Origin of the sequence: Devosia sp. SL43, assembly GCF_021729885.1 — a bacterium.
Taxonomy (GTDB): domain Bacteria; phylum Pseudomonadota; class Alphaproteobacteria; order Rhizobiales; family Devosiaceae; genus Devosia.
This window is the reverse complement of the sequence record NZ_CP063401.1, coordinates 2,569,260-2,594,904: the sequence shown is the minus strand read 5'-3', so window position 1 is coordinate 2,594,904 and position 25,645 is coordinate 2,569,260. Positions and strand designations below refer to the sequence as shown.

Here is a 25,645-nt window from a genome sequence, read left to right as displayed (position 1 = left end):
GGCTACAGCGTCAGCTGCAGGTGCACGATGTCGTGCCAGCGGTCGAACTTGTAGCCGACGGCCTCGTACTTGCCGACATAGCGAAAGCCGAATTTCTCGTGGATGGCGATGGAGTTTTTCGTATCGGCTGTGATGACGCCAATCATCTGCTTGAAGCCGAAGGCCTTGGACCGGGCGATGAGTTCGGTGAGCATGATGCGGCCGAGACCTTTCCCGGTGGCGTCGGGGTGCAGGTAGATCGAATCTTCGCAGGTGAAACGGTAGGCGGCGCGCGGCCGGTAGAAGCTGGCATAGGCATAGCCCCGCACCTGGCCGTCCTGTTCGGCCACGATCAGCGGGTGGCCCAGTGCCACCAGGTGCCCGAATTTTTCCGCCATGGCGGGCTCGCCCGGCGCTTCAGTATCGAAGGTGATGGCGGTGTTATCGACATAGTGCCGGTAGATGGCCGTGATGGCGGGAATGTCGCTCCAGGCGAAGGCGCGCAGAATAACGTCGGACATGATGCTCGGGCACAATGAAAAGGACCGCAGCCTTTGTAGGCTGCGGTCCGAGATATCGTCCAACCAAATTGCTTGATACCAGGATCAAGCGCTCTGGTGCTTACTCGCGGTTGCCGAACAGGCGGAGCAGCATCAGGAACAGGTTGATGAAGTCGAGGTAGAGGTTCAGCGCGCCCATGATGGCGCCCTTGGCCAGTACATCGGCGCCGTAGGACTCCGAGTAGCCTTCCTTGATCTTCTGCGTATCGTAGGCGGTCAGGCCCACGAAGATCAGCACGCCGACCGCCGAGATGGCGAATTCGAGCATGGACGACTGCATGAAGATATTGACCAGCGAGGCGATGATCAGGCCGATCAGGCCCATCATCAGGAAGCTGCCCATCTGGGTCAGGTCACGCTTGGTGGTGTAGCCGTAGAGGCTCATGGCACCGAACGTCGCGGCGGTGATGAAGAACACCTTGGCGATCGAAGCGTCGGTATAGACCAGGAAGATCGAGCTCAGCGACAGGCCCATGACGGCCGAGAACGCCCAGAACGTGGCCTGAGCGGCCGGCACGGAGAGCTTGTTGATGCCGAAGCTCAGCACCAGGATGAAGGCGAGCGGCGCGAGCATCACAACCCACTGCAGCGGGCTTGCGAACAGCAATGCGCCCCACTGGGTCACGAGCTGTCCATTGGCCAGCTGGCCAACGGCGGCGTCCGGGTTGGTGGTGATGGCGGCGGCGGCGGCGAAGTAGGCCGCAACGCCTGTCACAACCAGCCCGATACCCATATAATTGTAGACGCGCAGCATGTAGCTGCGAAGGCCCTCGTCGATGGCCAAGGCCGAGCCGGCCCGAGCTCCGAGGGTCTGACGGTCATATTCAGCCATAGTCGGTTCCTTTCCCAATTAATGCGGTCTCTTGCACCGCCGGTGGGCATTGGTTGCCACTTGATGAGGCAATATGGATGCGGTGCCAGTTGTTTACAAGTGATCTTGCCCCGCTGCGACGAATCGACTGGCCGAGAAGATCGCTTGTGCTACGGTCGAAGGGCGAATCGTGCTGATCCTAGACAGAGGAGGGCCCTATGCCCCGGCTCTTCACCGGCCTCGAAATCCCGGCCGATGTGGGATTTGCCCTGTCACTGAAGCGGGGCGGGCTCACCGGCGCGCGCTGGATCGATGCCGAGAATTATCACATTACCTTGAGATTCATCGGTGACGTCGATCACCAGACTGCTGACGAGGTGGCCGACAGTCTCGACCGGCTGTCGAACTCGCTGCGATTCTCCGTGCGCCTCACCCACCTGGGTACCTTCGGCGGCGACAAACCCCGCGCGCTCTATGCCGGAGTCGAGCCCAGCGAGGCGTTGACCCGCCTGCAGGCGGCGCAGGAGCGGGTGTTGCAGCGGGCCGGGCTGCCGCCGGAGGGTCGCAAGTTCGTGCCGCATGTGTCGCTGGCGCGCCTGCGTGGCGGCGGGCCGATGGAAGTGGCGCAGTTCATTGCCGCTGCCGGGCGGTTCGAGCCGCTGAGCTTTCCGGTCGGGCGCTTCGTGCTGTTTTCGAGCAAGGATTCGGTGGGCGGCGGCCCCTATGTGGTCGAGCAGAGCTATCCACTGGCGGCGTGAGCGCCGATCACGGTCACGCAACTGTTAGCCAAATGTTAACCCTGGCGGCGCAAACCGGAGTGAACGTGTCCGGTCCCGTCAAAATGCCGCCGTGATTGCCTCGCTATTGATGCAAATCCAGTCGGATGTGGCGGCATTTGACATCTTGGTAACCATGTTCAGGGCAGACTTGGCGGGCAGCTCTCCCCAATAGCGGACCCTTAGAATGAGGATGAAATTGGCGATGACGAAAACCGGTAGCCTCGCATTTGGGCTCGCTGTCGGCGCGATCATGGCTCTGGCGCCTGCCGCGCAGGCACAGCAGGCCACAGAGCTTGGGACCTTCAATGCCTGGACCGCCTGGCAAGCCACCGACGCCTCTGGCGTGATCTGCTATATCTCGGCCACACCGCAGAAGAGCGAACCAGCCGGCGCCAATCGCGATCCGATCCACTTCATGATCATCCACCGCAAGGGGATGGGCACCAAGAACGAAGTGCAGACCATTATCGGCTATCCGTACAATGCCACCACGCCCAATGCGAGCGCGGCGGTCGATGGCAAGTCCTACCCCATGGTCACCGAAGGCTCCGCCGCATGGCTTGCTTCGACGGGTGATGAAGGCGGGTTCGTGCAGGCCTTCAAGGCCGGCAGCAACCTCGTCATCAAGGGCACCAGCCAGCGCGGCACCAATACCAGCGATACCTATTCGCTGAGCGGCGCCACTGCGGCGATGAACGCCATCGATACGGCCTGCAAATAGGCCATTTTTCGGGTTGCCCGGTCGGGGCAATCCGCCATAACTGGGCGGTGGGTCTTGCGGCCCCTCGCCCAAAGTCTTTTCTGAGGCCCCGATGACCAAGTCCACCCTGGCACTCGCCCTTGTCGCGACCCTGTCCCTCACATCAGTCGCGAGCGCCCAGCAGGTGCGGCTTCTGGGCGAACACCGGGCCTGGTCGAGCTATGGCGCCAGCGACGCGGCCGGTGCGGTCTGTTTCGCCATGACCAAGCCCGAAAGCGTGACGCCCACGCCCGACGGCTATAGCCAAGCCTATATCTACATCACCAATCGACCGACCGAAAACGTGGCCAGCGAGTTCAACCTCGTCGCTGGCTTCGCTTTTCAGCCCGACAGTGTCGCCACGGTCAGTGTTGGCGGCCAGACCTTTAACCTCTTCACCCAGAACGATGCTGCCTGGCTCGACGACGCCAGCCAGTCCGACGCCCTGGCCAGCGCCATCCGCGCCGGTTCGTCGATGACCGTCGAAGGCACGACGGCGGCGGGTATCAAGGTGGTGCAGGCCTATTCGCTCTCGGGCGCTACAGCGGCACAGCAGTCGATCGGCAGCGAGTGCTGATCGCCCTCGGGCTTGATCCGAGGGCACTACACTCTCCATTTCCGGCAGTGAAACACCCTCGGGTCAGGCCCGAGGGTGACGATCGAATTTGGCTGATGCGTCCTTCGCAATGCTTGGTTCCACAGGCGTGACTTTGCGCATTTCATCCCCATATGCTATTGGCCGCGCCAATCCCGCATCTTCCGGACCTTTCGCCACGCCATGAGCATTGCGCTGAACCTTGACCATTCGACCGCTATCCGCCCCGCCGCGGCCAGCCGGCCGTCGCTGATCGGTCTCTCCAAGCCGCATCTGGCTGAGGCGCTGACCACGGCTGGCATCGCATCGGACAAGGAAGCGCGCATGCGGGCCAACCAGTTGTGGAACTGGCTCTATGTCAACGGTACGACCGATTTCGACCGTATGACCAACGTGGCCAAGCCCGTGCGGCAGAAGCTGGCCGATACCTTTATCCTCGATCGCCCGGAGATCGTTACCGAGCAGGTGTCGACTGACGGCACCCGCAAATGGCTGTTCCGCTTCCGCGATCCGGCCAACCCGGCCTATCCGCCCGTCGAGGTCGAGACCGTCTACATCCCCGAGCAGGATCGCGGGACACTGTGTGTCTCGTCCCAGGTGGGTTGTACGCTGACCTGCTCGTTCTGCCATACCGGCACGCAGAAGCTGGTGCGCAACCTGACAGCGGGCGAAATCCTCGGCCAGATCCTGATGGCGCGCGAGCGGCTGGGCGATTTCCCCGGCGGCGTGCGCCCCGACGACGGGGGACTCGTGCCCAATGGCGACACCCGCGCCATCACCAATATCGTGATGATGGGCATGGGCGAGCCGCTCTACAACTATGACAACGTCAAGCAGGCGCTGCTGATCGCCTCGGCCGGCGACGGCATGAGCATCAGCAAGCGCCGCATCACCCTGTCGACTTCGGGCGTCGTGCCGTTCATCGAGCCGACCGGGCGCGAGATCGACGTGCAGCTGGCGATCTCGCTGCATGCCACCAACAACGATCTGCGCGACGTGCTGGTGCCGATCAACAAGAAGTGGCCGCTCGAAGAACTGCTCGAAGCCTGCCGCAACTATCCCGGCCTCAGCAATGCCCGCCGCATCACCTTCGAATATGTGATGCTCGACGGCATCAACGACAGCGACGCCGAAGCCCGCGAATTGGTGCGGCTGCTGGCCGGTATTCCAGCCAAGATCAACCTCATCCCGTTCAATCCCTGGCCGGGTGCGAACTACGGTACGTCGCCGAGCTCGCGCATCGAGCGTTTTGCCGATATCGTCAACAAGGCTGGTTATGCGTCGCCAGTGCGGACACCGCGCGGGCGCGATATCTTTGCGGCATGCGGGCAGCTCAAGAGCGAGAGCGAGCGGATGAGCAAGAAGGATCGGGACGCGCTGGCGGGGGTTTGATGGCCGCCCTGGTTCCCGAGCTTTCCGTCTCCGACATGACGGTCAGTCGCCGGTTCTATTGCGACATCATTGGCTTTGCGCTGCGCTATGAGCGTCCGGAAGAGGGCTTTGCGTATCTGGAACTGGGAGCCGCAGAGCTGATGCTCGACCAACTCGGCACCGGCCGCGAATGGATCACTGCTCCGCTGGAACGGCCCTTTGGTCGTGGCGTCAACTTTCAGATCGAGGTTGATGCTGTGGCACCGATTCTCGATCGGCTAGCTGTCGCCGGCATCGCGCCTTTCCTGCCGCTGGAAACGAAGACCTACAGCACGTTGGCCGGCGACGTTGCGCAGCGTCAGTTCTGCGTCACCGACCCGGATGGCTACCTCTTGAGGTTCTTCGAAACTTTGTCGTAGCGCTACTCCCCCGCCACCCATTCCATCCGCACCCTGCCCTTGCCGTCCTCGCCCAACAGCCTCGCCAATTCCGGCAGCAACAACTTGAGCTCCGCTTCGAGCGTATACGGCGGATTGACCACGATCATCCCTGTGCCGTGCAGGCGTGGTGGGGTTGAGAACGGGCGCACATTCAGTTCGATGCGCAGGATCTTGCGGATGCCTGTCCGTTCGAGGCTGTCGATGAATTCCGATATCTCGTGTGGGTCCTTGACCGGATACCAGAAGGCATAGATCCCGCCGGGCCAGCGCTGGTGGGCCTTGATCAGGCCCGCCACCATGCGGTCGAACTCGCCGGCTTTCTCGAAGGGCGGATCGATCAGGACGAGGCCGCGCTTTTCCTTGGGCGGTAGATGGGTGCCCAGAGCGGCCCAGCCGTCGAGATGAGTGGTGCGGACCTGGATGTCGCCAGCGAAGTTTTCGCGCAGGGCTTCCGCATCGTCAGGATGCAGTTCGAGGGCGAAGAGGCGGTCCTGTTCGCGCAGCAGGTGCCTGACGATCAGGGGCGAGCCGGGATAGAAGCGCAGGCCGCCTTCGCGATTTTGTGCGCTGATCGCATCGAGATAGGGCGCGGCCAGCGTTGCGGCGGGACCGGTCAGTCCCTGTTCGATGAGCCGGCCGATGCCATCGACCCATTCGCCAGTGCGTCCGGCCTCGTCGCCTTGCAGGTCATAGAGCCCTACGCCGGCATGGGTATCGAGCACGCGGAAGGCGGTATCCTTACGCTTGAGGTAGTCGAGGATGCGGACGAGGATCAGATGCTTGACCACATCGGCGAAATTGCCGGCGTGGAAGGCGTGGCGATAGTTCATCAGTGGCGCGCTTGTGCGGTGAGAATGGTGGCAGCGAAGGCGGTGAAGATCGCCGCGAAGCTCCAGTTGAGGGCGCGTTCGACCCATTTGCTGGAGCGGAAGGCGGCGGCGAGCCTTTCGGCCAGCAGCACCGTGACGATGCCGAGCGGGATCGACAGGGCCACGAATTCGAGGCCGAGGAAGATCAGCTTGCCGGTGGCACCGGGATCATGCGCGTCGACGAACTGGGGCAGGAAGGTGACGAAGAACAGCACCACTTTGGGATTGAGCAGGTTGATGCCGATGCCGGTGGCAACGCTCTGCCGCACGGTCGGTGGCTTCTTGGCCGCTTCGGCGAGGCGCAGGCCCCCGCCATGGAACACCGCCTGATAGGCCAGATAGAGCAGATAGACGGCGCCAGCGATCTTGAGCGCCAGGAAGAGCGGCGGCGCGGCGATGATGAGGATCGAGACGCCGAAGGCCACCAGCATGGTGTGGACCAGAATACCGGCCATGGCACCAAACATCGCAGCCAGCCCATGGGCGCGGCCATAGTTGATGGCGCGGGACATCTGCAGCGCCATGTCAGGTCCTGGCGTGATGGCGAGGACGACGGTGGCCAGGGCAAAGGCGAGGATGACGGACAGGTCGGGGATGAAGGCGGGCATGGGCGCGTTCCGCTGGGTGGTACACCCTTCTACCAAAGCTGAGGAGAGTAGCTAGGCCAAAGGCAGCTCGAATCCGCGCTTGATCGTCTCCATCGGCACGTCGGTCTTGATGCTCTGCACGCTGGGAATGCGCATCAGGTAGTCCGACTGGAACCGCCAATAGGCGTGCAGGTCTGCGGTGACGATACGCATGATCGCATCGCATTCCCCGGTGGTGAGGTAGCACTCGGCGACCTCAGGGAATTTGCGCACCGTCTCGGCAAACTGGTTGGTCGTCTCAGCCCCCTGCGTCTTGAACCAGATGCGGGCGAAGACGGTGAGCCCGAGGCCGATCGCCGGGCCATTGAGAATGGCGGTGTACTGGTCAATGATGCCCCGGTCCTCGAGCAGCTTGACCCGGCGCAGGCAGGGTGAGGGCGACAGGCCCACCTCGTTGGCCAGCTCGACATTGGAGATGCGGGCATTGCGCTGCAATGCTCGGAGGATGCGGCGGTCGATAGCGTCAAGCTGTTCTGGCATTTGCGGCTGCTTGGACTTCAATAGTTGGCAGAATGTGCCAAAATGTGCGCCAATCCTGCGATAATCGCAAGTTCATTGCGCAACGGCTGGTCTATCCTGTCACTAACTAGAACTGGAGCGGATGCCAATGGCGAACCCAATCAAGAAAGTCGTGCTGGCCTATTCGGGCGGGCTCGATACCTCCATCATCCTCAAATGGCTGCAGGAGACCTACAATTGCGAGGTGGTGACCTTCACCGCTGATCTCGGCCAGGGCGAGGAGCTCGAGCCGGCACGCAAGAAGGCCGAGATGTTCGGCATCAAGGATATCCGCATCGAAGACCTTCGCGAGGAATTCGTGCGGGATTTCGTGTTCCCGATGTTCCGCGCCAATGCGGTCTATGAGGGTGTCTATCTGCTGGGCACCTCCATCGCCCGCCCGCTGATCGCCAAGCGCCTGGTCGAAATCGCCCAGGAAACCGGTGCCGATGCCATTTCGCATGGCGCCACCGGCAAGGGTAACGATCAGGTACGGTTCGAACTGACCGCCAATGCGCTCGATCCCGCGATCAAAGTGATTGCGCCGTGGCGCGAGTGGGACCTGCGCAGCCGCACCCAGCTGCTCGAATATGCCGAGCGCAACCAGATCCCGATTGCCAAGGACAAGCGTGGCGAGGCCCCGTTCTCGGTCGACGCCAACCTGCTGCATACCTCATCCGAAGGCATGGTGCTGGAAGATCCGGCGGTGCCCGCGCCCGATTATGTGGCCCAGCGCACCGTCGATCCGGAAAAGGCGCCTGACCAGGCCGAGATCATCACTATCGGCTTTGAGACGGGCGATCCGGTTTCGGTCAATGGCGTCAAGCTCAGCCCGGCTAACCTTCTTACCAAGCTCAACGAACTGGGCGGCAAGCATGGCGTGGGCCGGCTCGATCTGGTCGAGAACCGCTTTGTCGGCATGAAGTCGCGCGGGCTCTACGAGACCCCCGGCGGCACGATCATGTTGGTGGCGCATCGCGGCATCGAATCGATCACGCTCGATCGTGGCGAGGCGCATCTCAAGGATGAGCTGATGCCCAAATATGCCGAGCTGATCTATAACGGCTTCTGGTTTGCCCCCGAGCGCGAGATGCTGCAGGCGCTGATCGACAAGAGCCAGGCCTTCGTCACCGGCGAAGTGACCATCAAGCTCTACAAGGGCTCGGCCAGTGTCATCGCCCGTACCTCGCCCTATTCTCTCTACAACATGGACCTCGTCACCTTCGAAGAAGGCGCCGTGGCCTATGACCACAAGGATGCCGAGGGCTTCATCCGCCTCAACGGTCTGCGCCTCAAGACCTATGCTGCCCGCAACAAGAAGGCCGGTCGCTGATCGAAACGATCAAGCCCGCCGATCACATTGGCGGGATTGACGCCCAGAACTTAATCGCTCGTTAAGCGGAACGAACTAGCTTTCCCAAAGCGTCATGCAGAAGCATTGATATTGGGGAATCGACGAGTGCGAGCAGAAGACGCTGGCAGCTTGAGCGAAATGGCTGAGGCCTTGCTGCTCGACGCTGCGCTCGAGAACATTCCCTATGGCTTCTGCGTCTGGTCGCCACAGTTCCGCCTGGTGATGTGGAACAAGCATTATCGCGACCTTTACGGCTTTGCTGCCGAGGCTATCTATCGCGGCATGAGCCTTGAAGAAGTGGTGCAGCTCAGCGCCCAGCTCGGCAACCATCCCGGCCAGAGTCCCGACGAATTCTACGAGGCCTATTCCAGTCAATTGCTGGCCAACAGGAGCGGCGCCCGCACCAAGAACCAGGAAGTGGTGCATGGCGGGCGCACCATCGAGACGGCGCATGTCTTCTCGCCGGCTCTGGGTTGGGTGGTGACGCATGAGGACATCACCGACGAGATCGCCCGCACCGAAGTGGTGCAGAAGCGCAAGCTAGAGCTCGAACGGCAGAATATTCGCCTTGATGCGGCGGTGAACAACATCTCGCAGGGTCTGTGCATGATGGACGCCAAGGGGCGGCTGATCATCTGCAACGAGCCCTATGCGCGCATCTACAATCTGCCCGAACGGCTGATCAAGCCGGGGACCCAGCTAGAAGACATCCTCAGCCACCTGTTCGACATGGGCATGAGTGCCGGCGGCACCCGCGAGGAATATATCGCCTGGCGCCGCGATGTCATCGCCCGCCGCGAATATGGCAAGAATGTCCACGAGCTCAACGGCCGCACCATCATGATGCAGCACCATCCGATGAAGGATGGTGGCTGGGTGTCGACGCATGAGGACATTACCGAGCAGAAGCAGAACGAGGCGCGCATCCGCCACCTGGCGCGGCATGATGCGCTGACGGACCTGCCCAACCGCATCGAATTCCTCGAACAGATGGCCAAGACCGAGGCGGGCCTGAGCCGCGGCGAAATGGCCGCCGTGCTCTATATCGACCTCGATCACTTCAAGGCAGTCAACGACACGCTGGGCCACGCCGTAGGCGACGAAGTGATCAAGCAGGCCTCGGCGCGGCTCTGGGGCACGACGCGCGAGACCGACGTCCTGGCGCGGCTGGGTGGCGACGAATTCGCCCTGCTGATGCGGCCGATCGAGCATGTCTCCGATGCTGCCAAGGTAGCTGATCGCATCATCAAGTCGATTGGCGCCCCGATGATCATCGGTGGACAGCAGATCGAGATCGGCGCCAGCGTCGGCATTGCCGTGGGGCCGGGCGACGGCGTCAAGACCGACACGCTGGTCAAGAATGCCGATCTGGCGCTCTACAAGGCCAAGAGCGAGGGGCGCTCGACCTACCACTTCTTCGAAACCGGCATGGATGCCGAGCTGCAGCAGCGCCGCTCGATCGAAGCGGGCCTACGGCTGGCGCTGCAGCGCGAAGAGTTGCGGCTCGTCTTCCAGCCGCTGCTGGGACTGGCCGAAAACCGCGTCACCTGCGTCGAGGCCTTGCTGCGCTGGGACCATGACGGCAGGACGATTTCGCCGGTCGAGTTCATCCCGATCGCCGAAGAGACCGGCCTGATTGTCGCTATCGGCGAGTGGGTGCTGCGCGAAGCGCTCAAGACCTGCGCCACCTGGCCGGGCGATGTCCGCGTTGCCGTCAACCTCTCTCCCATCCAGTTCAAAAGCCGCGACCTAACATCCCTGGTCCGCTCGGCACTTGCCGATGCGCATCTGCCGGCCACGCGGCTCGAACTCGAAATTACCGAAAGCCTGCTGCTGGCAGAGAACGAGACGACGTTCAAGGCGCTGCACGAGCTGCGCGCCATGGGTGTCCGCATCTCGATGGACGATTTCGGCACTGGCTATTCGTCGCTGAGCTATCTGCGCAGCTTCCCCTTCGACAAGATCAAGATCGACCGCTCCTTCATGCGCGACCTGACCACGCGGGGCGACAGCCAGGCGATCATCCAGGCGGTCATCGGACTGGGCAAAAGCCTGGGCATGACGACGACAGCCGAGGGCGTCGAGACCGAAGAACAGCTCGAAATGGTGCGGAAGCACGGCGCCACCGAAGTCCAGGGCTTCCTGTTCTCGCCACCTTTGCCACCGGCGGCACTGGCCAACCTGCTGCACTCGGATTCCGTCAAGGCGCAGGTCGATCGCAAGAAGGCTTCATAGCCTTGCAGCCAATTGTCACTTCAAATTGGCTCGCGCAAACGTTGAATTGGCACGTACCGTTCCATATATTCTGAAGTATTCCAGCAATATATATGCGCGGGATCGCCTTAACATTTTTGAAACTTCTTCTGTTGTGGGCCGTAACTGAACGTAAGCGTCAGTCAAGAAGCCGCAGGGCGTACGTCCTGCAACACGGGATATTTTCAAAATGGAAATCACGCACGATACGTCTCGACGTCGCCTGCTCAAGTGGGGTGGGGCTGCCGCTGCAACCGTTGCCGTCTCTGGTGTCTGGCTGCCCAATTTCGGCATGTCAGCCGCTTTCGCCGCCGATCTGGGCGAAGGCGATGTCGGCATTCTCAACTATGCCTACGCTCTTGAGCAGCTCGAAGCGGCCTTCTACACCAAGGTCATCGAGAGCCCTTATGAGGGTATCACTGCCGAAGAAACCGCGCTTCTGACCGATATCCGCGATCACGAGGTCGAGCACCGCGATTTCCTCAAGGGCGCGCTTGCCGATGGCGCTATTCCCGATCTGGAAGTCGATTTCTCGGCCGTGGATTTCACCGACCGTGCCAGCGTACTGGGCACTGCGATGGTCTTCGAAGACCTTGGCGTCTCGGCCTATAACGGCGCCGGCAAGCTCATCGAAGACGTTGCCTATCTGGCCGAAGCGGGCCGTATCGTCTCGGTGGAGGCTCGTCATGCCGCCGCCATCCGCGATTTGCTCAACCCCAACAGCGTGTCCTTTGCCGGCGACGATGTCGTCGATGAAAACGGCCTCGATGTGGTCAACGATCCGCTCACGGTCCTGACCGCAGCCGATCCATTCATCAAGACCGAAGTCACCGCGAACGCGCTGGTTTGAGGAGAGCCATCATGATCAATCAAACCAACCACCTGATCGCCGGCCTTGATCCCGAAATCAAGGACATCCTGGTCTCCAACCGCCGCGAATTCTTCCGCTCGTCTGCCCTCAAGCTCGGCGCTATGGCTTCGGCGCCGGTGCTGCTGGCGATGACGGCACAGAACGCCTTCGGCCAGGACCTGCCGCAGGAGGTCGTCGATGTGCTGGTTTTCGCACTGACGCTCGAGCATATCGAGGACGCTTTCTATCGCTCGGGCCTCGAGACCGCTGGCCTCATCCCGGACGAGTATGTCGGCATCTTCAACCAGATCGGCAAGCATGAGGCAGCCCATGTGGCCTTCCTCACCACGGCCCTGGGTTCGGCCGCCATCAAGCGTCCGGCGCTCGACCTCACCGCTGGCGGCAAGTATGCCGACGCGCTGAGCAACTTCGACACCTACCTGACGCTGAGCCAGACCTTCGAGGATCTGGGCGTCGCGGCCTACAAGGGCCAGGCCGGTGTGGTTGCCGTCAATGACGACATCCTCACGGTGGCGCTGCAGATCCATTCGGTCGAGGCCCGCCACGCGGCCATCGTCCGCAAGATCGGTGGCAAGAAGCCCTGGGATGGTGCTTTCGACGAGCCCATGACCAAGGAAGAAGTCCTCGCTGCCGCTACACCCTTCCTCGCCTGACAGTCGCCTACAGGCTTGAAACCGACCGCCGCGTTCCCCCGGGAGCGCGGCGATTGCGTTTGTCGGCCCGCTTTGCCAATTTGGCGCATGCGTCCCAGCCATTATGCCAAGCTTTGTGCCGTTGCCCGCCGCGAAGGCCGGGATGTGAGCGCGGCTGAAGACATGGTGCAGGAGGCCCTGCTGGCGGCGGTGCTGGCCGGCCGCACCGATTTCGAGCGCCCCGACAACGCCCGCTGGCTGGTCGGCACGCTACGCAACCAAGCGCGCATGGCTGCCCGCAGCGCGGCTCGGCGGCGCAGTCGCGACGGGCAATGGCTCGCTGCCTCGTCGCCTTCAGAGCCGACCGAGCAGGATAGCGAACTGGCCAAGCTCGTTGCGCCGCTGCCGTCGTCGCTCAAGGCGGTCGCCGCGCTGATCCTGTCCGGCCACAGGCGGCGCGAGATCGCCTATCTGCTCAAGCTGTCCGACCCGGCCCTGCGCCAGCGCATCGTGGCGCTCAAGCGCCAAATCGTGCAGGCAGGACTGGCTTTACCCAGCGACCTGCCGGGCCTCAATCTCGATCTGGCCTATGGCCGCATTCGCGATGCGCTGCTGCCGCACCTGCTGCGCGATGGCGGGGTGTTTGCTAGCCATGATCCGGATGGGCATCTTTTTATCGTCCGGCGCTCACAAAAGCCGGTGCCACGGCAACTGGAAGCGTAAAGCAACTCAGGAGGGCTCCATGAGCTTCAAACCAAAAAGTGCCAGCGTCGTCTTCTATGTCAGCGATATCGTCCGCACCGAGAAATTCTATAATGAGACCATGGGTCTCGAACTGACCCGCGAGGAGGGGCCGAACCGTTCTGGCTGCAGGGCCGGCTGGCCAGCGGACTTGAGCTGATCTTCTTCGAAATGGATGGCGTGCGCGGCAATACGCCGGCGCTGATCTTTACCGTCGATGAGGGTGGCATCGACGACATCGTCGCCGGGCTGGTTGAGCAGGGCGTCACTATCGTCACGCCGGTGTCGGAGGCTCCGGGCGGCTGGAGCGGCGACTTTCTGGACCCGGATGGCTTTGGCCTCGGGCTCTGGCAATCGGGGGACTTGCCGCGGTCGCTGAAGTAACCATGGCGGCCGGTTCAGGCCGGTCGCAACCCACCCTTGCGTGCCCTGCGCTTGTGGAAAACCCATTGTTCCTGTATGGCAGCGCCAAATGCGCCAATCCCGTCCTTCTGACGGCAAGTTGGCGCGCTTGTTATTCCAGCATGGTTCAGCCTGATGTCGCCGCTCCTTCTCGCGGCCCAAGGTTTTGGGATCATGCCAAAGAGGCCTGACCCCTATGACGCTGCGCAACATCGCTATCATCGCCCACGTTGACCACGGCAAGACCACGCTGATCGACGTCCTGCTCAAGCAGTCCGGTTCGTTCCGTGAAAACGAGCGCGTCGAAGAACGCGCCATGGACAGCAACGATATCGAGCGCGAGCGCGGCATCACGATCCTCGCCAAGGTCACGTCGCTGCTGTGGAAGGACACCCGCATCAATATCGTCGACACCCCCGGCCACGCCGACTTTGGCGGTGAAGTCGAGCGCATCCTGTCGATGGTCGACGGCGTGGTGATCCTGGTGGACGCGGCCGAAGGCCCGATGCCGCAGACTAAGTTCGTGCTCGGCAAGGCGCTGGCCCAGGGCCTGCGTCCGATCGTTGCCATCAACAAGATCGACAAGGCCGACGAGCGCCACCTCGAAGTGCTCGAGGAAATCTTCGATCTTTTCATCGCGCTGGACGCATCGCCCGAGCAGCTCGATTTCCCGGTGCTCTACGGTTCGGCCAAGCAGGGCTGGATGGCCATGGACCCGGCTGGTCCGAAGGACGACCTGGGCCCGCTGCTCGACAAGGTCGTCGAACACGTGCCGCAGCCGACCGTCGAAGAAGGCGCGTTCCGCATGCTGGTCACCACCATCGAGCGCAACCCCTTCCTGGGCCGTATCCTGACCGGCCGCATCACGTCGGGCACCGTCAAGGCGAACGATCCCATCCACACGCTCAACCGTGAGGGCAAGGAAGTCGAGAAGGGCCGTATCTCCAAGGTCCTGGCCTTCCGTGGCCTCGAGCGCACGCCGGTCGACATCGGCGAAGCCGGCGACATCGTCGCCATTGCGGGTCTCGTGACCTCGACCGTGGCCGATACGCTCTGCGCCCCGTCGGTGACCAAGGCCATCGCATCCAAGCCGATCGATCCGCCGACCCTGTCGGTGACCTTCCGCATCAATGACGGCCCGCTGGCCGGTCGCGAAGGCGACAAGGTGCAGTCCCGCGTCATCCGCGAGCGCCTGATGCGCGAAGCCGAAGGCAATGTCGCCATCAAGGTGACGCCCGGTGACGACAACGACTCCTATGACGTGGCCGGCCGTGGCGAATTGCAGCTGGCTGTGCTGATCGAAAACATGCGCCGCGAAGGCTTCGAGCTGACCATCGGCCGCCCGAAGGTGTTGATGCAGGATATCGACGGCGTGCGCCACGAGCCGATCGAGGAAGTCATCATCGACGTCGATGACGAATTCACCGGCACGGTCATGCAGAAGCTGACCGAGCGCAAGGGCGAGCTGACCGATATGCGTCCGTCCGGCGTCGGCCGTACCCGCATCAAGCTGCTGGTTCCCACACGCTCGCTGATCGGCTACCAGCCGGAACTGCTGAGCGACACCCGTGGCACGGCGATCTTCAACCGTCTGTTCCACGCCTTCGTGCCCTATAAGGGCGACCTGCCGGGCCGTCGCACTGGCGTGCTGATCTCCAACGGTACGGGCACCTCGGTGGCGTTCGCGCTGTGGAATCTCGAGGACCGCGGTCCGATCATGATCGACTCCGGCGTCGATATCTATGAAGGCATGATCATCGGCGAGCATTCCCGCGAGAACGATCTCGAAGTGAACGCCCTCAAGGGCAAGCAGTTGACCAACATCCGCACCACGTCCAAGGACGAAGCGGTCCGGTTGACCACACCCAAGAAGCTGACGCTGGAGCAGTCGCTCGGCTACATCGCCGAAGACGAGTATGTGGAAGTGACCCCCAAGTCGATCCGCCTGCGCAAGATCTGGCTCGACCCCAACGATCGCAAGCGCATGAGCCGCGCCGCCAAGTCGGCGTAAGGTTCGCCGGAGGGCGGTGGGCTTTGCCCCACCCCCACCTAACCTCCCCCTGAAGGGGGAGGAACCCATCCAGTTGTTGGCAAGATGCTGCCCCTCCTACCGCACTGTCCCTCCCCCTTCAGGGGGAGGCTAGGTGGGGGGTATCCGGAGGAAACCCCATGACCGACTGGATCATCCAGACCATCTCCAACTGGGGTTACGCCGGCATCTTCCTGGTCATGCTGGCGGAATCGATCTTTCCGCCGATTCCGTCCGAGCTGATCATTCCGTTTGCCGGCTTCGCTGCCGCAAATGGCGATCTCAACCTGTTCGGTGTCATCGCCACGGCAACCTTGGGCGCGGTGGTCGGCATGCTGCCGTGGTATTTCGCCGGGCGGCTGTTCGGACTGGAGCGCGTGCGCTGGCTGGCGGATCGTTTCGGCCGGATCATGGCGTTCAATGCCGATGAGATCGACACCGCGGTGAGCTGGTTTACCCGTTTCGGCCCCGTAATCGTGCTGTTCGGCCGCCTGATGCCGATCATCCGGACGCTGATTTCCATTCCGGCGGGCCTCGCCCGCATGAGCCTGCCGGTGTTCCTGCTGGCCTCGACGGTTGGCGCGCTGATCTGGAACACCATCCTGACACTGGCCGGCTACATCCTGCATGAGCACTACGAGACGATCGAAGTTGTGCTCGATCCGCTGAGCTATATCGTGCTCGGCCTCGTCGTCCTGCTCTACCTGTTCAAGGTCGCCACCTGGAAGCCAAGCAAGCAGGCCGTTTGAGCGGCGAACGGATTTGCGGCATCGCGGCTTGACCTGAGCCGCGCTTTCGCGCGAATACGCTCTTCAAAGCGAGGTTTCCTCATGGACAAGTTTTCCAGTCTGACCGGTGTCGCGGCGCCCCTGCCGATCATCAATATCGATACCGACATGATCATCCCCAAGCAGTATCTCAAGACCATCAAGCGCACGGGTCTGGGCACCGCGCTGTTTTCGGAGATGCGCTACAACGAAGACGGCACCGAGAACCCCGATTTCGTGCTCAACAAGCCCGGCTATCGCGGCGCCACCATCATCGTGGCCGGAGACAATTTCGGCTGTGGCTCGAGCCGCGAGCATGCGCCTTGGGCCTTGCTCGATTTCGGCATTCGCTGCGTCATCTCCACCAGCTTCGCCGACATCTTCTACAATAACTGCTTCAAGAACGGCATCCTGCCGCTGGTGGTGACGCCCGAGCAGCTCAAGCTGCTGCTTGACGATGCCGAGCGCGGTTCGAACGCGACGCTGACGGTCGATCTCGAAAGCCAGACCATCAAGGGCCCCGATGGCGGCACGCTGCATTTCGATATCGATCCGAGCCGCAAGCAGATCCTGCTCGAAGGCCTCGACGATATCGCCGGCACGCTGAAGTCCGATCCGTCGATTTCGTCTTTCGAAAACAAGATGGCGGCCGACCGCCCCTGGCTCTGAGGTTCTGATGGTACAGCGCGTCTCCACCGGATCGCCCTTCGAGGCGACCTTTGGCTATTCCCGTGCGGTCCGGCACGAGGACACGGTCTATGTCTCCGGCACGACCGGCTATGACTATGCCACCATGACTATGCCCGACGATGTCGGCCAGCAGGCGGCCAATGCCCTGACCACCATCGACAAGGCGCTGAGGGAAGCCGGCTCGTCCATCCAGGATACGGTCCGCGTGGTCTACTATGTCGGCGACCGCAATGACGTCAGCGCGGTGGTCGCGGCCGTGGGTCCCGTCTTCAAAGACATCCGGCCAGCTGCTTCCATGCTGATCGTGCAGATGATCGAGCCCGGCATGAAGATCGAGATCGAAGTCACCGCTCGGATCGGCGCAGCCAAAAGCTAGGATAGACGGCCTCCCAGTAGACCTCATGGTGAGCTTGTCGAACCAGGAGGTCGTGCCCGCCATCCCGCCACGACCTCGTCCTTCGACGAGCTCAGGATGAGGTCTACTGATGAACCGAAGCCAGTCGACGCTCGTCCTTCACGCGCTCGTGGTGATCGCAGCGCTGCTGCTGCTCGTTCCGGCCCTGACCCAGGCGCTCGGTGGCCAACTCGGATATCTGCTGAGCCTCACCGTCTATTGGCTGGGCTTTTGCATCCCTGTCATCGCGCTGCATAGTTGGAAGCGCCATGATGGGCGGCTGTTCTCGGAAAAGCTCGCCTGGCGCGACTGGTGGGTGCCGCTGCTGCTGCTGCTGCAGGTGGTGGCGATCGGGATCGCGGCATTCTTCCAGAATACGACGCATCTGACGACGCGCGGCGCCATGCTGGCCGCGGCTATCGCCATCATCAATGCCCCGCTTGAGGAGGCAGCCTGGCGTGGTGGCTTCATGGTGCGGTTTGTCGACAAGCCGCGCCTGGGTTTCTGGTTGGGCTGGCTGCTGTTCACCGCCTGGCACATCCCGCTGGCGCTGAGCCATGGCGTGGCTTTTGACGGCGGCTGGGTCAGCCTGGTCGGCGGGGCGGCGGCGCTTGGGCTGCTATGGAGCTGGATCGCCTGGCGCACCGGATCGGTGTTCTGGGTCGCCATCGCGCATGTCCTGACCAATGTGCTGACCTTCTGGGTCTTCTTCGACCGCAACGGCTTCGTCTAGCGAATCGTCTCGCCGGGCTCGTCGCCGAAGAACAGGCCGGGATTGCGGGGTAGCGGCGTGGTGAAGAGCGCGTCGCACTCGTCCATGCCGGCATTGGCACAGCTTTGTGGGCGGTCGCCCGCGTTGCAGTCAGCGATGACCGATTGATAGCATTCAGCCAGCGTGTTGACCTTGGCGTGGGCCGCGGTGACGCCGACCAGCGTGATGGCCGCCAGGGCGGCAATGTGGATCAGTTTGACCATTTCAGTGTCCTCGGTGGGCCGGCATGCAGGCCGGATCGTTGAGGCTGTTCTGCTCTCTTGGCGTTGAACTCGCACTGAGCCCGGTATTCAGTCAGCGTTCACGCCAAGGGCGCCCTTGCGCCCCTGATAGAAATGACGCTATGTGCGCGGCAACAAGGCGTAACCACCAGTACGGCGAGGACCGACATGGCCACCCATTCCCTATTCCTGCTGCCCGGCGACGGCATCGGCACCGAGATCATGGTCGAGGTGGAAAAGCTGATCGCCTGGACGAATTCAGAACAGCTCACCGACTTCTCGACCGATACGGGCCTCGCCGGTGGCGCCGCCTATGACAAGCACCAGGTGGCCATCACCGATGAAGATACCGAAAAGGCCAAGGCGGCCGATGCCGTGATCTTCGGCGCCGTGGGCGGTCCCAAGTGGGACAATGTCCCCTATGAGCATCGTCCCGAAGCCGCGCTGCTGCGCCTGCGCAAGGAAATGGCCGTCTTCGCCAACCTGCGCCCCGCCATCTGCTATCCGGCGCTGGCCGATGCCTCTTCGCTCAAGCGCGAGCTGGTGGAAGGCCTCGATATCCTCATCGTCCGCGAACTGACCGGCGGCGTTTATTTCGGCGAGCCCAAGACCATCACCGATCTGGGTGACGGCCAGAAGCGTGCCATCGATACGCAGGTCTACGAGACCTACGAAATCGACCGCATCGCCCGCGTCGCCTTTGACCTGGCCCGCACGCGCAACAACAAGGTGCACTCGGCCGACAAGAAGAACGTGATGAAGTCCGGCGTGCTGTGGGACGAAGTGGTCAAGGGCATCGCCAAGGACTATTCGGACGTGGAACTGCACCACATCCTGGCCGACAACGCCGCGATGCAGCTGGTGCGCAATCCCAAGCAGTTCGACGTCATGGTGACTGATAACCTGTTTGGCGACATTCTCTCCGACGTCGCGGCCATGCTGACCGGTTCGCTGGGCATGCTGCCCTCGGCCTCGCTGGGTGCGCCCGATCCGGTCACCGGCAAGCGCAAGGCCTTCTATGAGCCCGTGCACGGTTCGGCGCCTGACATTGCCGGCAAGGGAATTGCCAACCCGATCGCTATGATTGCGTCGGTAGCGATGGCTTTGCGCTATTCGTTCGGCCAGATCGAGCTGGCCACGCGCATCGAGAATGCGATCTCGGCAGTGCTCAGCGATGGGCTGAGGACGGGCGATATCGCTCAGGACAATCGCAAGACGGTTGGCACGGAAGAAATGGGCGCGGCGATCCTGGGTAAGCTCAAGGCCTGACACAGGCGCGATGTCATCCCGGCGTAGGCCGGGATCCATGTCCGCATGCCTCTGCAAATGCAGTGCGCGGGATGGTTCACCGCATGGATTCCGGCCTACGCCGGAATGACCCTGTGATTGTGAAGAGGTCGAGACCAAACAAAAAAGCCCCGGCGCATCGCACCGGGGCTTTTTCAATTCATGGAACCACCGATTACTCGGCAGCAGCTTCTTCAGCCGCCGGAGCTTCCTTGGGTGCGTTCTTGGCTTCTTCGATGGCAGCAGCCTTGGCGGCCTTCTCTTCAGCGCGGGCGACAGCCTTTTCGCCGGGCTTGCCGCTCTCGGGGTTGTTGCGGGCTTCGCGGGTCACGATGCCGGCAACGTCGAGGAAGCGCAGGACGCGGTCGGTCGGCTGGGCACCAACCGAGACCCAATGCTTGGCGCGTTCGGTGTCGAGCACGACGCGGCCTTCATTGTCCTTGGCCAGCAGCGGGTTGAAGGTACCCAGCTTCTCGATGAAGCGGCCATCGCGGGGCGAACGGGCATCGGCAACGACGATGTGGTAAAACGGGCGCTTCTTGGTGCCAGCGCGGGCGAGACGGAGCTTGAGGGCCATTTTGGTATCCTTGAGTGAGTTAGGTTCGATTATTTCTTCTTGCCCAGGCCGGGAAGGCCAGGGAAACGGGGAGCGCCACCGAGACCGGGCAGGCCGGTTCCAGCGGATTTGAACAGGGCGCCGACGTCAGTCGGGAGCTTTTCGGCGAGTTGAGGGGTTTGCGCGGAGGGCAGGCCCTTAAGCTGGTTGGGGTCGATGCCGGCTTGGCGGGCCATCTGCTCGAGCTGGGCCGGATCCATCTTGGACAGGTCGGGCATGCCGCCGAGCATATTGCCCATCTTGCCGCCGAACATGCCGCCCAGCGCACCCATGCCACCCTTGCCGACCTTCTTCATCATGTCGGCCATCTGGCGGTGTTGCTTGGCCAGCTTATTGATCTCGCTGACTTCGACGCCAGCGCCGGCGGCGATGCGCTTGCGGCGCGACGCATTGAGCAGGTCGGGCTCGGCGCGCTCTTTCTTGGTCATCGAATTGATGATGGCGATCTGGCGATCAAACACCTTCTCATCGACATTGGAATTGGCCATGGCCTTCTTGACCTGGCCCATGCCGGGCATCATGGCCATCAGGCCGCCCATGCCACCCATCTTCTTCATCTGGATCAGCTGGCTGCGCAGGTCGTCGAGGTCGAAGGAGCCCTTCTTGAGCTTCTTGGCCATCTTCTGCGCGTCTTCGGCAGAGACGTGCTCGGCGGCCTTCTCGACCAACGAGACGATGTCGCCCATGCCGAGGATGCGGTCGGCGATGCGGCTGGGGTGGAAATCCTCCAGCGCATCCATCTTTTCGCCGACACCGATCAGCTTGATCGGCTTGCCGGTGGCCGCGCGCATCGAGAGCGCTGCGCCGCCACGGCCATCGCCGTCGACGCGGGTCATGACGATGCCTGATATGTCGAGGCGACCGTCGAAGGATCGGGCGACGTTGATGGCGTCCTGGCCGGTGAGGGCGTCGACGACCAGCAGGATTTCGTGCGGCTTGGCGACGTCCTTGATGCCGACGGTCTCGGCCATCAGCTCTTCGTCGATATGAGTGCGGCCGGCTGTATCGAGGATCAGCACGTCATAGCCGCCCAGGCGCGCCTCGCGCTCGGCGCGTCGGGCGATCTGGACCGGGTTCTCGGACGTGACGATCGGGAGCGTATCGACGCCGACCTGTTCGCCGAGCACGCGCAGCTGCTCCATGGCAGCCGGACGGCGGGTATCGAGCGAAGCGAGAAGGACCTTCTTCTTGTTCCGGTCCTTGAGGCGCTTGGCGATCTTGGCTGTGGTTGTCGTCTTGCCCGAGCCCTGCAGACCCACCATCAGCAGGGTCACGGGTGCCGGGGCATTGAGATCGATAGCGACGGCTGTCGCGCCGAGTACGGCGACCAGCTCGTCATTGACGATCTTGACGACCTGCTGACCCGGCGTCACCGAGCGGGTAACCTCGGCGCCAACGGCGCGCTCGCGCACCTGCTCGACGAAGGCCTTGACCACTTCAAGGGAGACGTCGGCCTCGATCAGCGCCCGGCGAATCTCGCGCATGGCCGCATCGACATCGGCAGCGTTGAGCGCGCCGCGTCCGCGAAGACCTTCGAAGATTTTGCCAAGCCGGTCGCTCAGGCTTTCAAACATCGTGCCGTCCTTTGTCTCTTCGGATGATCCGAGGAGATATGGGATCCATCGGTCCAAACGCCAAACCCACCCACGGGCGCAACGCGCTGGTGGATGGTGGCCTCCGGGATCGGTATCGGTCGCCCCGGTCGGCTGGTCAGGAACAAGGCCTGATGAATGGGCTGCGTTTAGGGGAAACGGGCGGGAGAGTCAAGGAAGGCCGGTTTTAGTCATCGCCTCCAAGCTTTCGTTAAGCGAGGCTGGACATATTACTGGGGCGAACGCAGCGCCTGTCAGGGGACACAGAAATGAATACGCTTGCCGCCTGGTTGCGGCGACTTCTTGTGTTGTTGGTCGCCCTGTGTTTGTCCGCGCTCGTCCTGACTGCGGGCTTTGTGCTTGGCCGAATGAGCCCCACAACGTGGATTGGACCGATTGCCAGCCCGGCATATGAATTAGTGCGAGCTGAGCCTCCAGCCGGACTTTTGCTTGCTGGTCGCGACGATTGTGCCATTCCCACCGAGCGAGAATACGCCCTCACATTGGCGGCGATTGATGTGTTGTCCTTTTCCGCCCAAGAGGGTGGAAGTCTAGCGATCGGCGCGCATAAGTTCCTTGCGAACAGCAGGTACCGTGACGTGGGTCAACCTGTCTGCGACAGCCTCGAATCCTTCCAACGGGCGGTGCAGTTGATCAATGGCTCCGACCATTTACGGAGGGGGCGTCCGGTGGAGTATACGCTGAACCTCATCGCGCGCCTTCCTGGGCCACACAGCGAGCTTGTGGCCATTGTTGCTGCCAGCGCCTTCAACGACACGCCCCAAGAGTCGGAGTATTTTGCACGGCGCGACCTGCGACCCCTCGCCCGCGCCACCCTTGCCAGCCTGGGGTTGGTCGCCACGCCCTTTGCCGGGAGAGCTTTTGCCGAGATATCGGCACATGACTCGATGGGGACGGGTGCGGCGCAAGTCGCGGTGGCTGGGCAACATCCAAGGGCCCTCGACTCTGTTGAACGGCTGATGGCCGATCTACTGGCCACCCTACCCAAGGATGATGTGATCGCCTGGGACACCCGGAATCGCCTCTACGAACTGGCCTATGCCCTTGCTTATGGTGGCGCGGCGGCGGCAAGCCACGCAGCGCCAATCAAGGAACTCATGACCCGTAGAGTCGAGAGCAATGCCACTATTTTCGGAATGATCGATCTCCAACCCAAGCGGATGTGCCGAGTGCTGGCCGACATCTTGTCAGTAAATGAGACTGAGCTTGGCCACGATTATTGCGCGGACCCTGACGTACCCTATGAGAAGTAAGGCCTGACAGTTTGAATGTGGGTCATAGACTCCGGCCACTCGCCTTCATCAGCAAGCCACGCATGCCCTTGGGCATGTTCAGCACTAGCTGCTTGAACCACGGTCGCATGGTCTTGTCCCAGAGGTTCAACACCAGCAGGCCCCGTGGCGTCACCGGAAGGGCATAGTCGCGGACGGTGACGACTTCGGTGGCCCAGGTGAGCTTGTAGGGCATGACCGGCACCATCAGGTCGGCGCCCTTGAGGTCGGCATTGGCGCAGGCATGGATGACCTCGCCCAGATGCAGCTTGCCCGGGCTTTCGTCGGAATTGCCGAAGTCCCGGGAGGCGACGAAGGCATAATAGCGCTGGTTGTGGACGAAGCCCCATTGCTCGGCGATGGGCTGGTCATTGTGGCGCAGCGACATGGCCATGACGGGCATGTCCTCGCGGCTGGCCAACGTCTTGCAGAAATCGGTGAAAGCGGTGTCGCGGAAGGCGCGCGAGGTCAGGCCCTGATCGCGCAGGCGCTCGGCGCGGCCAGTCAGGGTGCGGCAGATCACACCCAGCTTTTCCTCTGGCGTCTCGGCGATGTGGTGCACGAGGGTGCCTTCGCGCTCCAGCCGATTGCGATCATTGCGCATGTTCTTGCGCGTCTTGGGCTTGATGGTCTGGAAATAGGCGGCATAGTCCTCGAAGGCATTGAGCGCCACGTAGGGCGCGCCTTGCTCGGAGCCAGTGACCAGGTGATTGGCCGGCATGCCCTTGGCCAGCACGCTGTCGTCGCGCACCTTGAGAAAGCTCACTGCGTCGCATGGGGCGGCTGATATGGCGGCGCGCAGCAGGCGAGACACAGCGTCCTTGGGGTCTGTACCCGAGGCGATGAGGGCGTCGGAATATTGGCTGAAGGCATGGCCGAGCGGCGCCAGTACCGTGCGAGCCCGCGTGCGGATGCGCTCGAGCGGCAGTACAGCAACCAGGCGCTGGCCGTCGAGAATGGCGACGATAACAGGGTCGAAATCGGCATTGCCGCGGGCCGCTTCGAAATCGAAGATCGCCCTGGCCCAGCCGCTGCCCTGGAACAGCACAGCGCCATCGGCCTGAGTCTCGAGCCCTTCCCATTGATAGGCGATGGCGTCGAAGGCCTCGCGCGTCTTCACGACGTCGGCGCGGACGGCCCGAGCGTTGGCGGTATCGCGCACCAGGGCGGCGGTAGACCGCCGCCGCTCATCGGCTCTGGGAAGGGCGCTGAGTGAGCTCATTTGCTGAAGGAATAACCCTCAATGTCGCGCACGCCTTCAGGAGCGGCCGGATCGACCTGGAAGTCGACCTTGTAGACCTTCTTCTTCTGAGGATTGAGCGGGGTGAACTTGACGGCAGCAGCCGTTGCCAGCTTGGCGAGGTAGGAGAGCCCCGTCACCTGCTGGCTGAGATTGTTCATGCCCAGCTTGGAGCGCAGGATGCCATTGGCATAGTTGACGGCGTAATGCTTGCGCAGCTCGTCGGTCCAATGCTCGGTGGTAAAGCTGACATTGAGCATGCCATGGTTGACAACGCGATGCGGCCCGTTGAGCGGCCAGTGGATCATCTTGCCGGCGTCCAGCGTGTGGACCTCGGCATAGTCGTCATACCAGGGCTCGTAGGGCATGTCGGTTTCGCGCAACTGGCCCAGGATGAGCTTTTCCAGCGCGGGCTGGCTGATGAAAGGCTTGGAAGCCGGATAGACATAGAGCTTCTTGGTGCCGCGCACCTGCCACAGGCTCTGGCCGGGCACGTCAGAATGGTACTTTACCGAGACGTTCGGCGACGAAATCAGGATGGTCAGGTTCCGCTTGTAGCTCTTGAAGCCAGGAACGCGTTCCTCAAATTCGGCATAGAGGCTGTCGAGCAGCGCGCCATAGGCGGGGTCGGTCTTGGCCGGGGCGGTGAGGTTGACCCAGATATTGCCCGACTTGACGACGTCGAGCACCTGGTGGCCGGTCAGGCCCTTGATCTCGCCTTCGCGGCGCTTGGGCGGATTGCCCGGCGTCTTCTGCGAATAATTGACGTGATAGGCTTCGCGCGGGGTCTTGTCGATCAACGCCGCAAGCGCATCATCGGTGAACAGCGGCGAGTTGGCCAGGCTATGCGACATAGCCAGCGAGTGATTGCCGAAGAGGGACGGAAAGTGCGGCTGCCAGTCGGTGATGATCTGGTCGGTCAGCATGGTCATATTCATGGGCCGGGCTCCAAATGGATGGCAGAAAAGGGTCGATCCTCAGCATCTGGTCGGAAGGTAACGCACAAGATCAGCTTTGGCGCGGCCAAGCTCGGACTCTGGTTAAGGCGCCATGAAGTGTGAAACCCTTCTGATATATGAATATTTTTAACTTCGCACCCGGCCTGTTTTGCCCTCGGGCTCAACAGGAAACCGGTCGGACTGGCAATTTTCGCCATCATCAGCCATATAGGAACCAATCCTTCCAATTGCGGGCGAGGCAGACT

General features: G+C 62.2%; 29 protein-coding genes. 19 read left to right on the top strand and 10 right to left on the bottom strand.

The annotated features are described in order from the left end of the window. Nucleotides 1–2: 2 nt before the first annotated feature. Entirely contained in the window at nucleotides 3–500 is a 498-nt protein-coding gene (locus IM737_RS12720) for a GNAT family N-acetyltransferase (protein ID WP_236894306.1), read from the bottom strand. A 100-nt stretch (nucleotides 501–600) separates the two neighbouring features. After that, entirely contained in the window at nucleotides 601–1,371 is a 771-nt protein-coding gene (locus tag IM737_RS12715) for a Bax inhibitor-1/YccA family protein (RefSeq protein WP_236894305.1), read from the bottom strand. Nucleotides 1,372–1,568: 197 nt separating this feature from the next. Here IM737_RS12715 and thpR point away from each other — a divergent pair, with 197 nt between their 5' ends. The 5 genes from thpR to IM737_RS12690 all read left to right on the top strand — a co-directional run bounded on the left by thpR (nucleotide 1,569) and on the right by IM737_RS12690 (nucleotide 5,253). Then, nucleotides 1,569–2,108 (top strand): RNA 2',3'-cyclic phosphodiesterase, encoded by a 540-nt coding sequence (thpR, locus tag IM737_RS12710; protein ID WP_236894304.1) that lies wholly within the window; start codon nucleotides 1,569–1,571, stop codon nucleotides 2,106–2,108. A gap of 223 nt (nucleotides 2,109–2,331) precedes the next feature. After that, the gene (locus tag IM737_RS12705) at nucleotides 2,332–2,850 is read left to right on the top strand and encodes an invasion associated locus B family protein (protein WP_236894303.1); all 519 of its coding nucleotides are present in this window, start codon (nucleotides 2,332–2,334) and stop codon (nucleotides 2,848–2,850) included. Nucleotides 2,851–2,941: 91 nt separating this feature from the next. After that, nucleotides 2,942–3,445 (top strand): invasion associated locus B family protein, encoded by a 504-nt coding sequence (locus IM737_RS12700; protein ID WP_236894302.1) that lies wholly within the window; start codon nucleotides 2,942–2,944, stop codon nucleotides 3,443–3,445. 201 nt (nucleotides 3,446–3,646) lie between these two features. Continuing rightward, complete coding sequence (rlmN, locus tag IM737_RS12695) at nucleotides 3,647–4,855, top strand: 23S rRNA (adenine(2503)-C(2))-methyltransferase RlmN (RefSeq protein ID WP_236894301.1); 1,209 nt, start codon at nucleotides 3,647–3,649, stop codon at nucleotides 4,853–4,855. Next, nucleotides 4,855–5,253: a bleomycin resistance protein gene (locus tag IM737_RS12690; RefSeq protein WP_236894300.1), complete on the top strand. Its 399-nt coding sequence runs from the start codon at nucleotides 4,855–4,857 to the stop codon at nucleotides 5,251–5,253. Before rlmN ends, IM737_RS12690 begins: the two co-directional genes overlap by 1 nt. 2 nt (nucleotides 5,254–5,255) lie before the next feature. On the opposite strand, the gene IM737_RS12685 is transcribed toward IM737_RS12690, so the two are convergent. From IM737_RS12685 to IM737_RS12675, 3 genes are read right to left on the bottom strand one after another with little or no spacing between them, the layout of a single operon-like run. Then, nucleotides 5,256–6,104 (bottom strand): 23S rRNA (adenine(2030)-N(6))-methyltransferase RlmJ, encoded by an 849-nt coding sequence (locus tag IM737_RS12685; protein ID WP_236894299.1) that lies wholly within the window; start codon nucleotides 6,102–6,104, stop codon nucleotides 5,256–5,258. Next, nucleotides 6,104–6,751 (bottom strand): LysE family translocator, encoded by a 648-nt coding sequence (locus tag IM737_RS12680; RefSeq protein ID WP_236894298.1) that lies wholly within the window; start codon nucleotides 6,749–6,751, stop codon nucleotides 6,104–6,106. The genes IM737_RS12685 and IM737_RS12680 overlap by 1 nt, the downstream gene beginning before the upstream one ends. A 51-nt stretch (nucleotides 6,752–6,802) precedes the next feature. After that, nucleotides 6,803–7,270, bottom strand: a complete 468-nt coding sequence (locus IM737_RS12675; RefSeq protein ID WP_236894297.1) for an Lrp/AsnC family transcriptional regulator — start codon at nucleotides 7,268–7,270, stop codon at nucleotides 6,803–6,805. Between the two features lie 127 nt (nucleotides 7,271–7,397). On the opposite strand from IM737_RS12675, the gene IM737_RS12670 reads away from it, so the two are divergent. The 12 genes from IM737_RS12670 to IM737_RS12615 all read left to right on the top strand — a co-directional run bounded on the left by IM737_RS12670 (nucleotide 7,398) and on the right by IM737_RS12615 (nucleotide 18,154). After that, nucleotides 7,398–8,621 carry an argininosuccinate synthase gene (locus IM737_RS12670; RefSeq protein WP_236894296.1) on the top strand — a complete coding sequence of 408 codons (1,224 nt, stop codon included), beginning with the start codon at nucleotides 7,398–7,400 and terminating at the stop codon, nucleotides 8,619–8,621. A gap of 126 nt (nucleotides 8,622–8,747) precedes the next feature. Next, entirely contained in the window at nucleotides 8,748–10,877 is a 2,130-nt protein-coding gene (locus tag IM737_RS12665) for a putative bifunctional diguanylate cyclase/phosphodiesterase (RefSeq protein WP_236894295.1), read from the top strand. Nucleotides 10,878–11,085: 208 nt separating this feature from the next. Next, entirely contained in the window at nucleotides 11,086–11,745 is a 660-nt protein-coding gene (locus IM737_RS12660) for a ferritin-like domain-containing protein (RefSeq protein ID WP_236894294.1), read from the top strand. A gap of 11 nt (nucleotides 11,746–11,756) precedes the next feature. Beyond that, nucleotides 11,757–12,419, top strand: coding sequence for a ferritin-like domain-containing protein (locus tag IM737_RS12655; protein WP_236894293.1), 663 nt, complete (start codon nucleotides 11,757–11,759; stop codon nucleotides 12,417–12,419). An 87-nt stretch (nucleotides 12,420–12,506) separates the two neighbouring features. Then, nucleotides 12,507–13,121 (top strand): RNA polymerase sigma factor, encoded by a 615-nt coding sequence (locus IM737_RS12650; RefSeq protein WP_236894292.1) that lies wholly within the window; start codon nucleotides 12,507–12,509, stop codon nucleotides 13,119–13,121. A 19-nt stretch (nucleotides 13,122–13,140) separates the two neighbouring features. After that, nucleotides 13,141–13,299: a VOC family protein gene (locus IM737_RS12645; RefSeq protein WP_236894291.1), complete on the top strand. Its 159-nt coding sequence runs from the start codon at nucleotides 13,141–13,143 to the stop codon at nucleotides 13,297–13,299. An 11-nt stretch (nucleotides 13,300–13,310) separates the two neighbouring features. Next, nucleotides 13,311–13,523, top strand: a complete 213-nt coding sequence (locus IM737_RS12640) for a VOC family protein (protein ID WP_236894290.1) — start codon at nucleotides 13,311–13,313, stop codon at nucleotides 13,521–13,523. Nucleotides 13,524–13,737: 214 nt separating this feature from the next. Next, the gene (typA, locus tag IM737_RS12635; RefSeq protein WP_236894289.1) at nucleotides 13,738–15,552 is read left to right on the top strand and encodes a translational GTPase TypA; all 1,815 of its coding nucleotides are present in this window, start codon (nucleotides 13,738–13,740) and stop codon (nucleotides 15,550–15,552) included. 158 nt (nucleotides 15,553–15,710) lie between these two features. Continuing rightward, the gene (locus IM737_RS12630; protein WP_236894288.1) at nucleotides 15,711–16,319 is read left to right on the top strand and encodes a DedA family protein; all 609 of its coding nucleotides are present in this window, start codon (nucleotides 15,711–15,713) and stop codon (nucleotides 16,317–16,319) included. A gap of 81 nt (nucleotides 16,320–16,400) precedes the next feature. Next, entirely contained in the window at nucleotides 16,401–17,006 is a 606-nt protein-coding gene (leuD, locus tag IM737_RS12625; RefSeq protein WP_236894287.1) for a 3-isopropylmalate dehydratase small subunit, read from the top strand. Nucleotides 17,007–17,013: 7 nt separating this feature from the next. Continuing rightward, nucleotides 17,014–17,403, top strand: a complete 390-nt coding sequence (locus IM737_RS12620) for a RidA family protein (RefSeq protein WP_236894286.1) — start codon at nucleotides 17,014–17,016, stop codon at nucleotides 17,401–17,403. A 109-nt stretch (nucleotides 17,404–17,512) separates the two neighbouring features. After that, nucleotides 17,513–18,154 carry a CPBP family intramembrane glutamic endopeptidase gene (locus IM737_RS12615; RefSeq protein ID WP_236894285.1) on the top strand — a complete coding sequence of 214 codons (642 nt, stop codon included), beginning with the start codon at nucleotides 17,513–17,515 and terminating at the stop codon, nucleotides 18,152–18,154. Here IM737_RS12615 and IM737_RS12610 read toward each other — a convergent pair. Beyond that, entirely contained in the window at nucleotides 18,151–18,396 is a 246-nt protein-coding gene (locus IM737_RS12610; protein ID WP_236894284.1) for a hypothetical protein, read from the bottom strand. The genes IM737_RS12615 and IM737_RS12610 overlap by 4 nt on opposite strands. A gap of 186 nt (nucleotides 18,397–18,582) precedes the next feature. Here IM737_RS12610 and leuB point away from each other — a divergent pair, with 186 nt between their 5' ends. Next, on the top strand, nucleotides 18,583–19,683 hold the full coding sequence (leuB, locus tag IM737_RS12605; protein WP_236894283.1) for a 3-isopropylmalate dehydrogenase: 1,101 nt from the start codon (nucleotides 18,583–18,585) through the stop codon (nucleotides 19,681–19,683). Nucleotides 19,684–19,876: 193 nt separating this feature from the next. Here leuB and rpsP read toward each other — a convergent pair whose 3' ends face one another. Beyond that, complete coding sequence (gene rpsP / locus IM737_RS12600) at nucleotides 19,877–20,278, bottom strand: 30S ribosomal protein S16 (protein ID WP_236894282.1); 402 nt, start codon at nucleotides 20,276–20,278, stop codon at nucleotides 19,877–19,879. A gap of 29 nt (nucleotides 20,279–20,307) precedes the next feature. Beyond that, on the bottom strand, nucleotides 20,308–21,891 hold the full coding sequence (gene ffh / locus IM737_RS12595) for a signal recognition particle protein (RefSeq protein WP_236894281.1): 1,584 nt from the start codon (nucleotides 21,889–21,891) through the stop codon (nucleotides 20,308–20,310). A 287-nt stretch (nucleotides 21,892–22,178) separates the two neighbouring features. On the opposite strand from ffh, the gene IM737_RS12590 reads away from it, so the two are divergent. Then, nucleotides 22,179–23,183 carry a hypothetical protein gene (locus IM737_RS12590; RefSeq protein WP_236894280.1) on the top strand — a complete coding sequence of 335 codons (1,005 nt, stop codon included), beginning with the start codon at nucleotides 22,179–22,181 and terminating at the stop codon, nucleotides 23,181–23,183. A gap of 22 nt (nucleotides 23,184–23,205) precedes the next feature. Here IM737_RS12590 and IM737_RS12585 read toward each other — a convergent pair whose 3' ends face one another. Beyond that, nucleotides 23,206–24,423 carry a GNAT family N-acetyltransferase gene (locus tag IM737_RS12585; protein WP_236894279.1) on the bottom strand — a complete coding sequence of 406 codons (1,218 nt, stop codon included), beginning with the start codon at nucleotides 24,421–24,423 and terminating at the stop codon, nucleotides 23,206–23,208. Beyond that, nucleotides 24,420–25,379, bottom strand: coding sequence for a hypothetical protein (locus tag IM737_RS12580; RefSeq protein ID WP_236894278.1), 960 nt, complete (start codon nucleotides 25,377–25,379; stop codon nucleotides 24,420–24,422). Before IM737_RS12580 ends, IM737_RS12585 begins: the two co-directional genes overlap by 4 nt. Nucleotides 25,380–25,645 lie beyond the last annotated feature (266 nt).

What these genes read in the sequence shown, in the direction of transcription:
- IM737_RS12675 (WP_236894297.1), bottom strand. Translation starts at nt 7,270, where the DNA reads ATGCCAGAACAGCTTGACGCTATCGACCGCCGCATCCTCCGAGCATTG.
- thpR (WP_236894304.1), top strand. Translation starts at nt 1,569, where the DNA reads ATGCCCCGGCTCTTCACCGGCCTCGAAATCCCGGCCGATGTGGGATTT.
- leuD (WP_236894287.1), top strand. Translation starts at nt 16,401, where the DNA reads ATGGACAAGTTTTCCAGTCTGACCGGTGTCGCGGCGCCCCTGCCGATC.
- IM737_RS12650 (WP_236894292.1), top strand. Translation starts at nt 12,507, where the DNA reads ATGCGTCCCAGCCATTATGCCAAGCTTTGTGCCGTTGCCCGCCGCGAA.
- IM737_RS12590 (WP_236894280.1), top strand. Translation starts at nt 22,179, where the DNA reads ATGAATACGCTTGCCGCCTGGTTGCGGCGACTTCTTGTGTTGTTGGTC.
- rpsP (WP_236894282.1), bottom strand. Translation starts at nt 20,278, where the DNA reads ATGGCCCTCAAGCTCCGTCTCGCCCGCGCTGGCACCAAGAAGCGCCCG.
- IM737_RS12620 (WP_236894286.1), top strand. Translation starts at nt 17,014, where the DNA reads ATGGTACAGCGCGTCTCCACCGGATCGCCCTTCGAGGCGACCTTTGGC.
- IM737_RS12720 (WP_236894306.1), bottom strand. Translation starts at nt 500, where the DNA reads ATGTCCGACGTTATTCTGCGCGCCTTCGCCTGGAGCGACATTCCCGCC.
- IM737_RS12700 (WP_236894302.1), top strand. Translation starts at nt 2,942, where the DNA reads ATGACCAAGTCCACCCTGGCACTCGCCCTTGTCGCGACCCTGTCCCTC.
- IM737_RS12655 (WP_236894293.1), top strand. Translation starts at nt 11,757, where the DNA reads ATGATCAATCAAACCAACCACCTGATCGCCGGCCTTGATCCCGAAATC.
- IM737_RS12630 (WP_236894288.1), top strand. Translation starts at nt 15,711, where the DNA reads ATGACCGACTGGATCATCCAGACCATCTCCAACTGGGGTTACGCCGGC.
- rlmN (WP_236894301.1), top strand. Translation starts at nt 3,647, where the DNA reads ATGAGCATTGCGCTGAACCTTGACCATTCGACCGCTATCCGCCCCGCC.
- IM737_RS12690 (WP_236894300.1), top strand. Translation starts at nt 4,855, where the DNA reads ATGGCCGCCCTGGTTCCCGAGCTTTCCGTCTCCGACATGACGGTCAGT.
- typA (WP_236894289.1), top strand. Translation starts at nt 13,738, where the DNA reads ATGACGCTGCGCAACATCGCTATCATCGCCCACGTTGACCACGGCAAG.
- ffh (WP_236894281.1), bottom strand. Translation starts at nt 21,891, where the DNA reads ATGTTTGAAAGCCTGAGCGACCGGCTTGGCAAAATCTTCGAAGGTCTT.
- IM737_RS12610 (WP_236894284.1), bottom strand. Translation starts at nt 18,396, where the DNA reads ATGGTCAAACTGATCCACATTGCCGCCCTGGCGGCCATCACGCTGGTC.
- IM737_RS12615 (WP_236894285.1), top strand. Translation starts at nt 17,513, where the DNA reads ATGAACCGAAGCCAGTCGACGCTCGTCCTTCACGCGCTCGTGGTGATC.
- IM737_RS12685 (WP_236894299.1), bottom strand. Translation starts at nt 6,104, where the DNA reads ATGAACTATCGCCACGCCTTCCACGCCGGCAATTTCGCCGATGTGGTC.
- IM737_RS12715 (WP_236894305.1), bottom strand. Translation starts at nt 1,371, where the DNA reads ATGGCTGAATATGACCGTCAGACCCTCGGAGCTCGGGCCGGCTCGGCC.
- IM737_RS12670 (WP_236894296.1), top strand. Translation starts at nt 7,398, where the DNA reads ATGGCGAACCCAATCAAGAAAGTCGTGCTGGCCTATTCGGGCGGGCTC.
- IM737_RS12640 (WP_236894290.1), top strand. Translation starts at nt 13,311, where the DNA reads ATGGATGGCGTGCGCGGCAATACGCCGGCGCTGATCTTTACCGTCGAT.
- IM737_RS12645 (WP_236894291.1), top strand. Translation starts at nt 13,141, where the DNA reads ATGAGCTTCAAACCAAAAAGTGCCAGCGTCGTCTTCTATGTCAGCGAT.
- IM737_RS12660 (WP_236894294.1), top strand. Translation starts at nt 11,086, where the DNA reads ATGGAAATCACGCACGATACGTCTCGACGTCGCCTGCTCAAGTGGGGT.
- IM737_RS12680 (WP_236894298.1), bottom strand. Translation starts at nt 6,751, where the DNA reads ATGCCCGCCTTCATCCCCGACCTGTCCGTCATCCTCGCCTTTGCCCTG.
- leuB (WP_236894283.1), top strand. Translation starts at nt 18,583, where the DNA reads ATGGCCACCCATTCCCTATTCCTGCTGCCCGGCGACGGCATCGGCACC.
- IM737_RS12585 (WP_236894279.1), bottom strand. Translation starts at nt 24,423, where the DNA reads ATGAGCTCACTCAGCGCCCTTCCCAGAGCCGATGAGCGGCGGCGGTCT.
- IM737_RS12580 (WP_236894278.1), bottom strand. Translation starts at nt 25,379, where the DNA reads ATGAATATGACCATGCTGACCGACCAGATCATCACCGACTGGCAGCCG.
- IM737_RS12705 (WP_236894303.1), top strand. Translation starts at nt 2,332, where the DNA reads ATGACGAAAACCGGTAGCCTCGCATTTGGGCTCGCTGTCGGCGCGATC.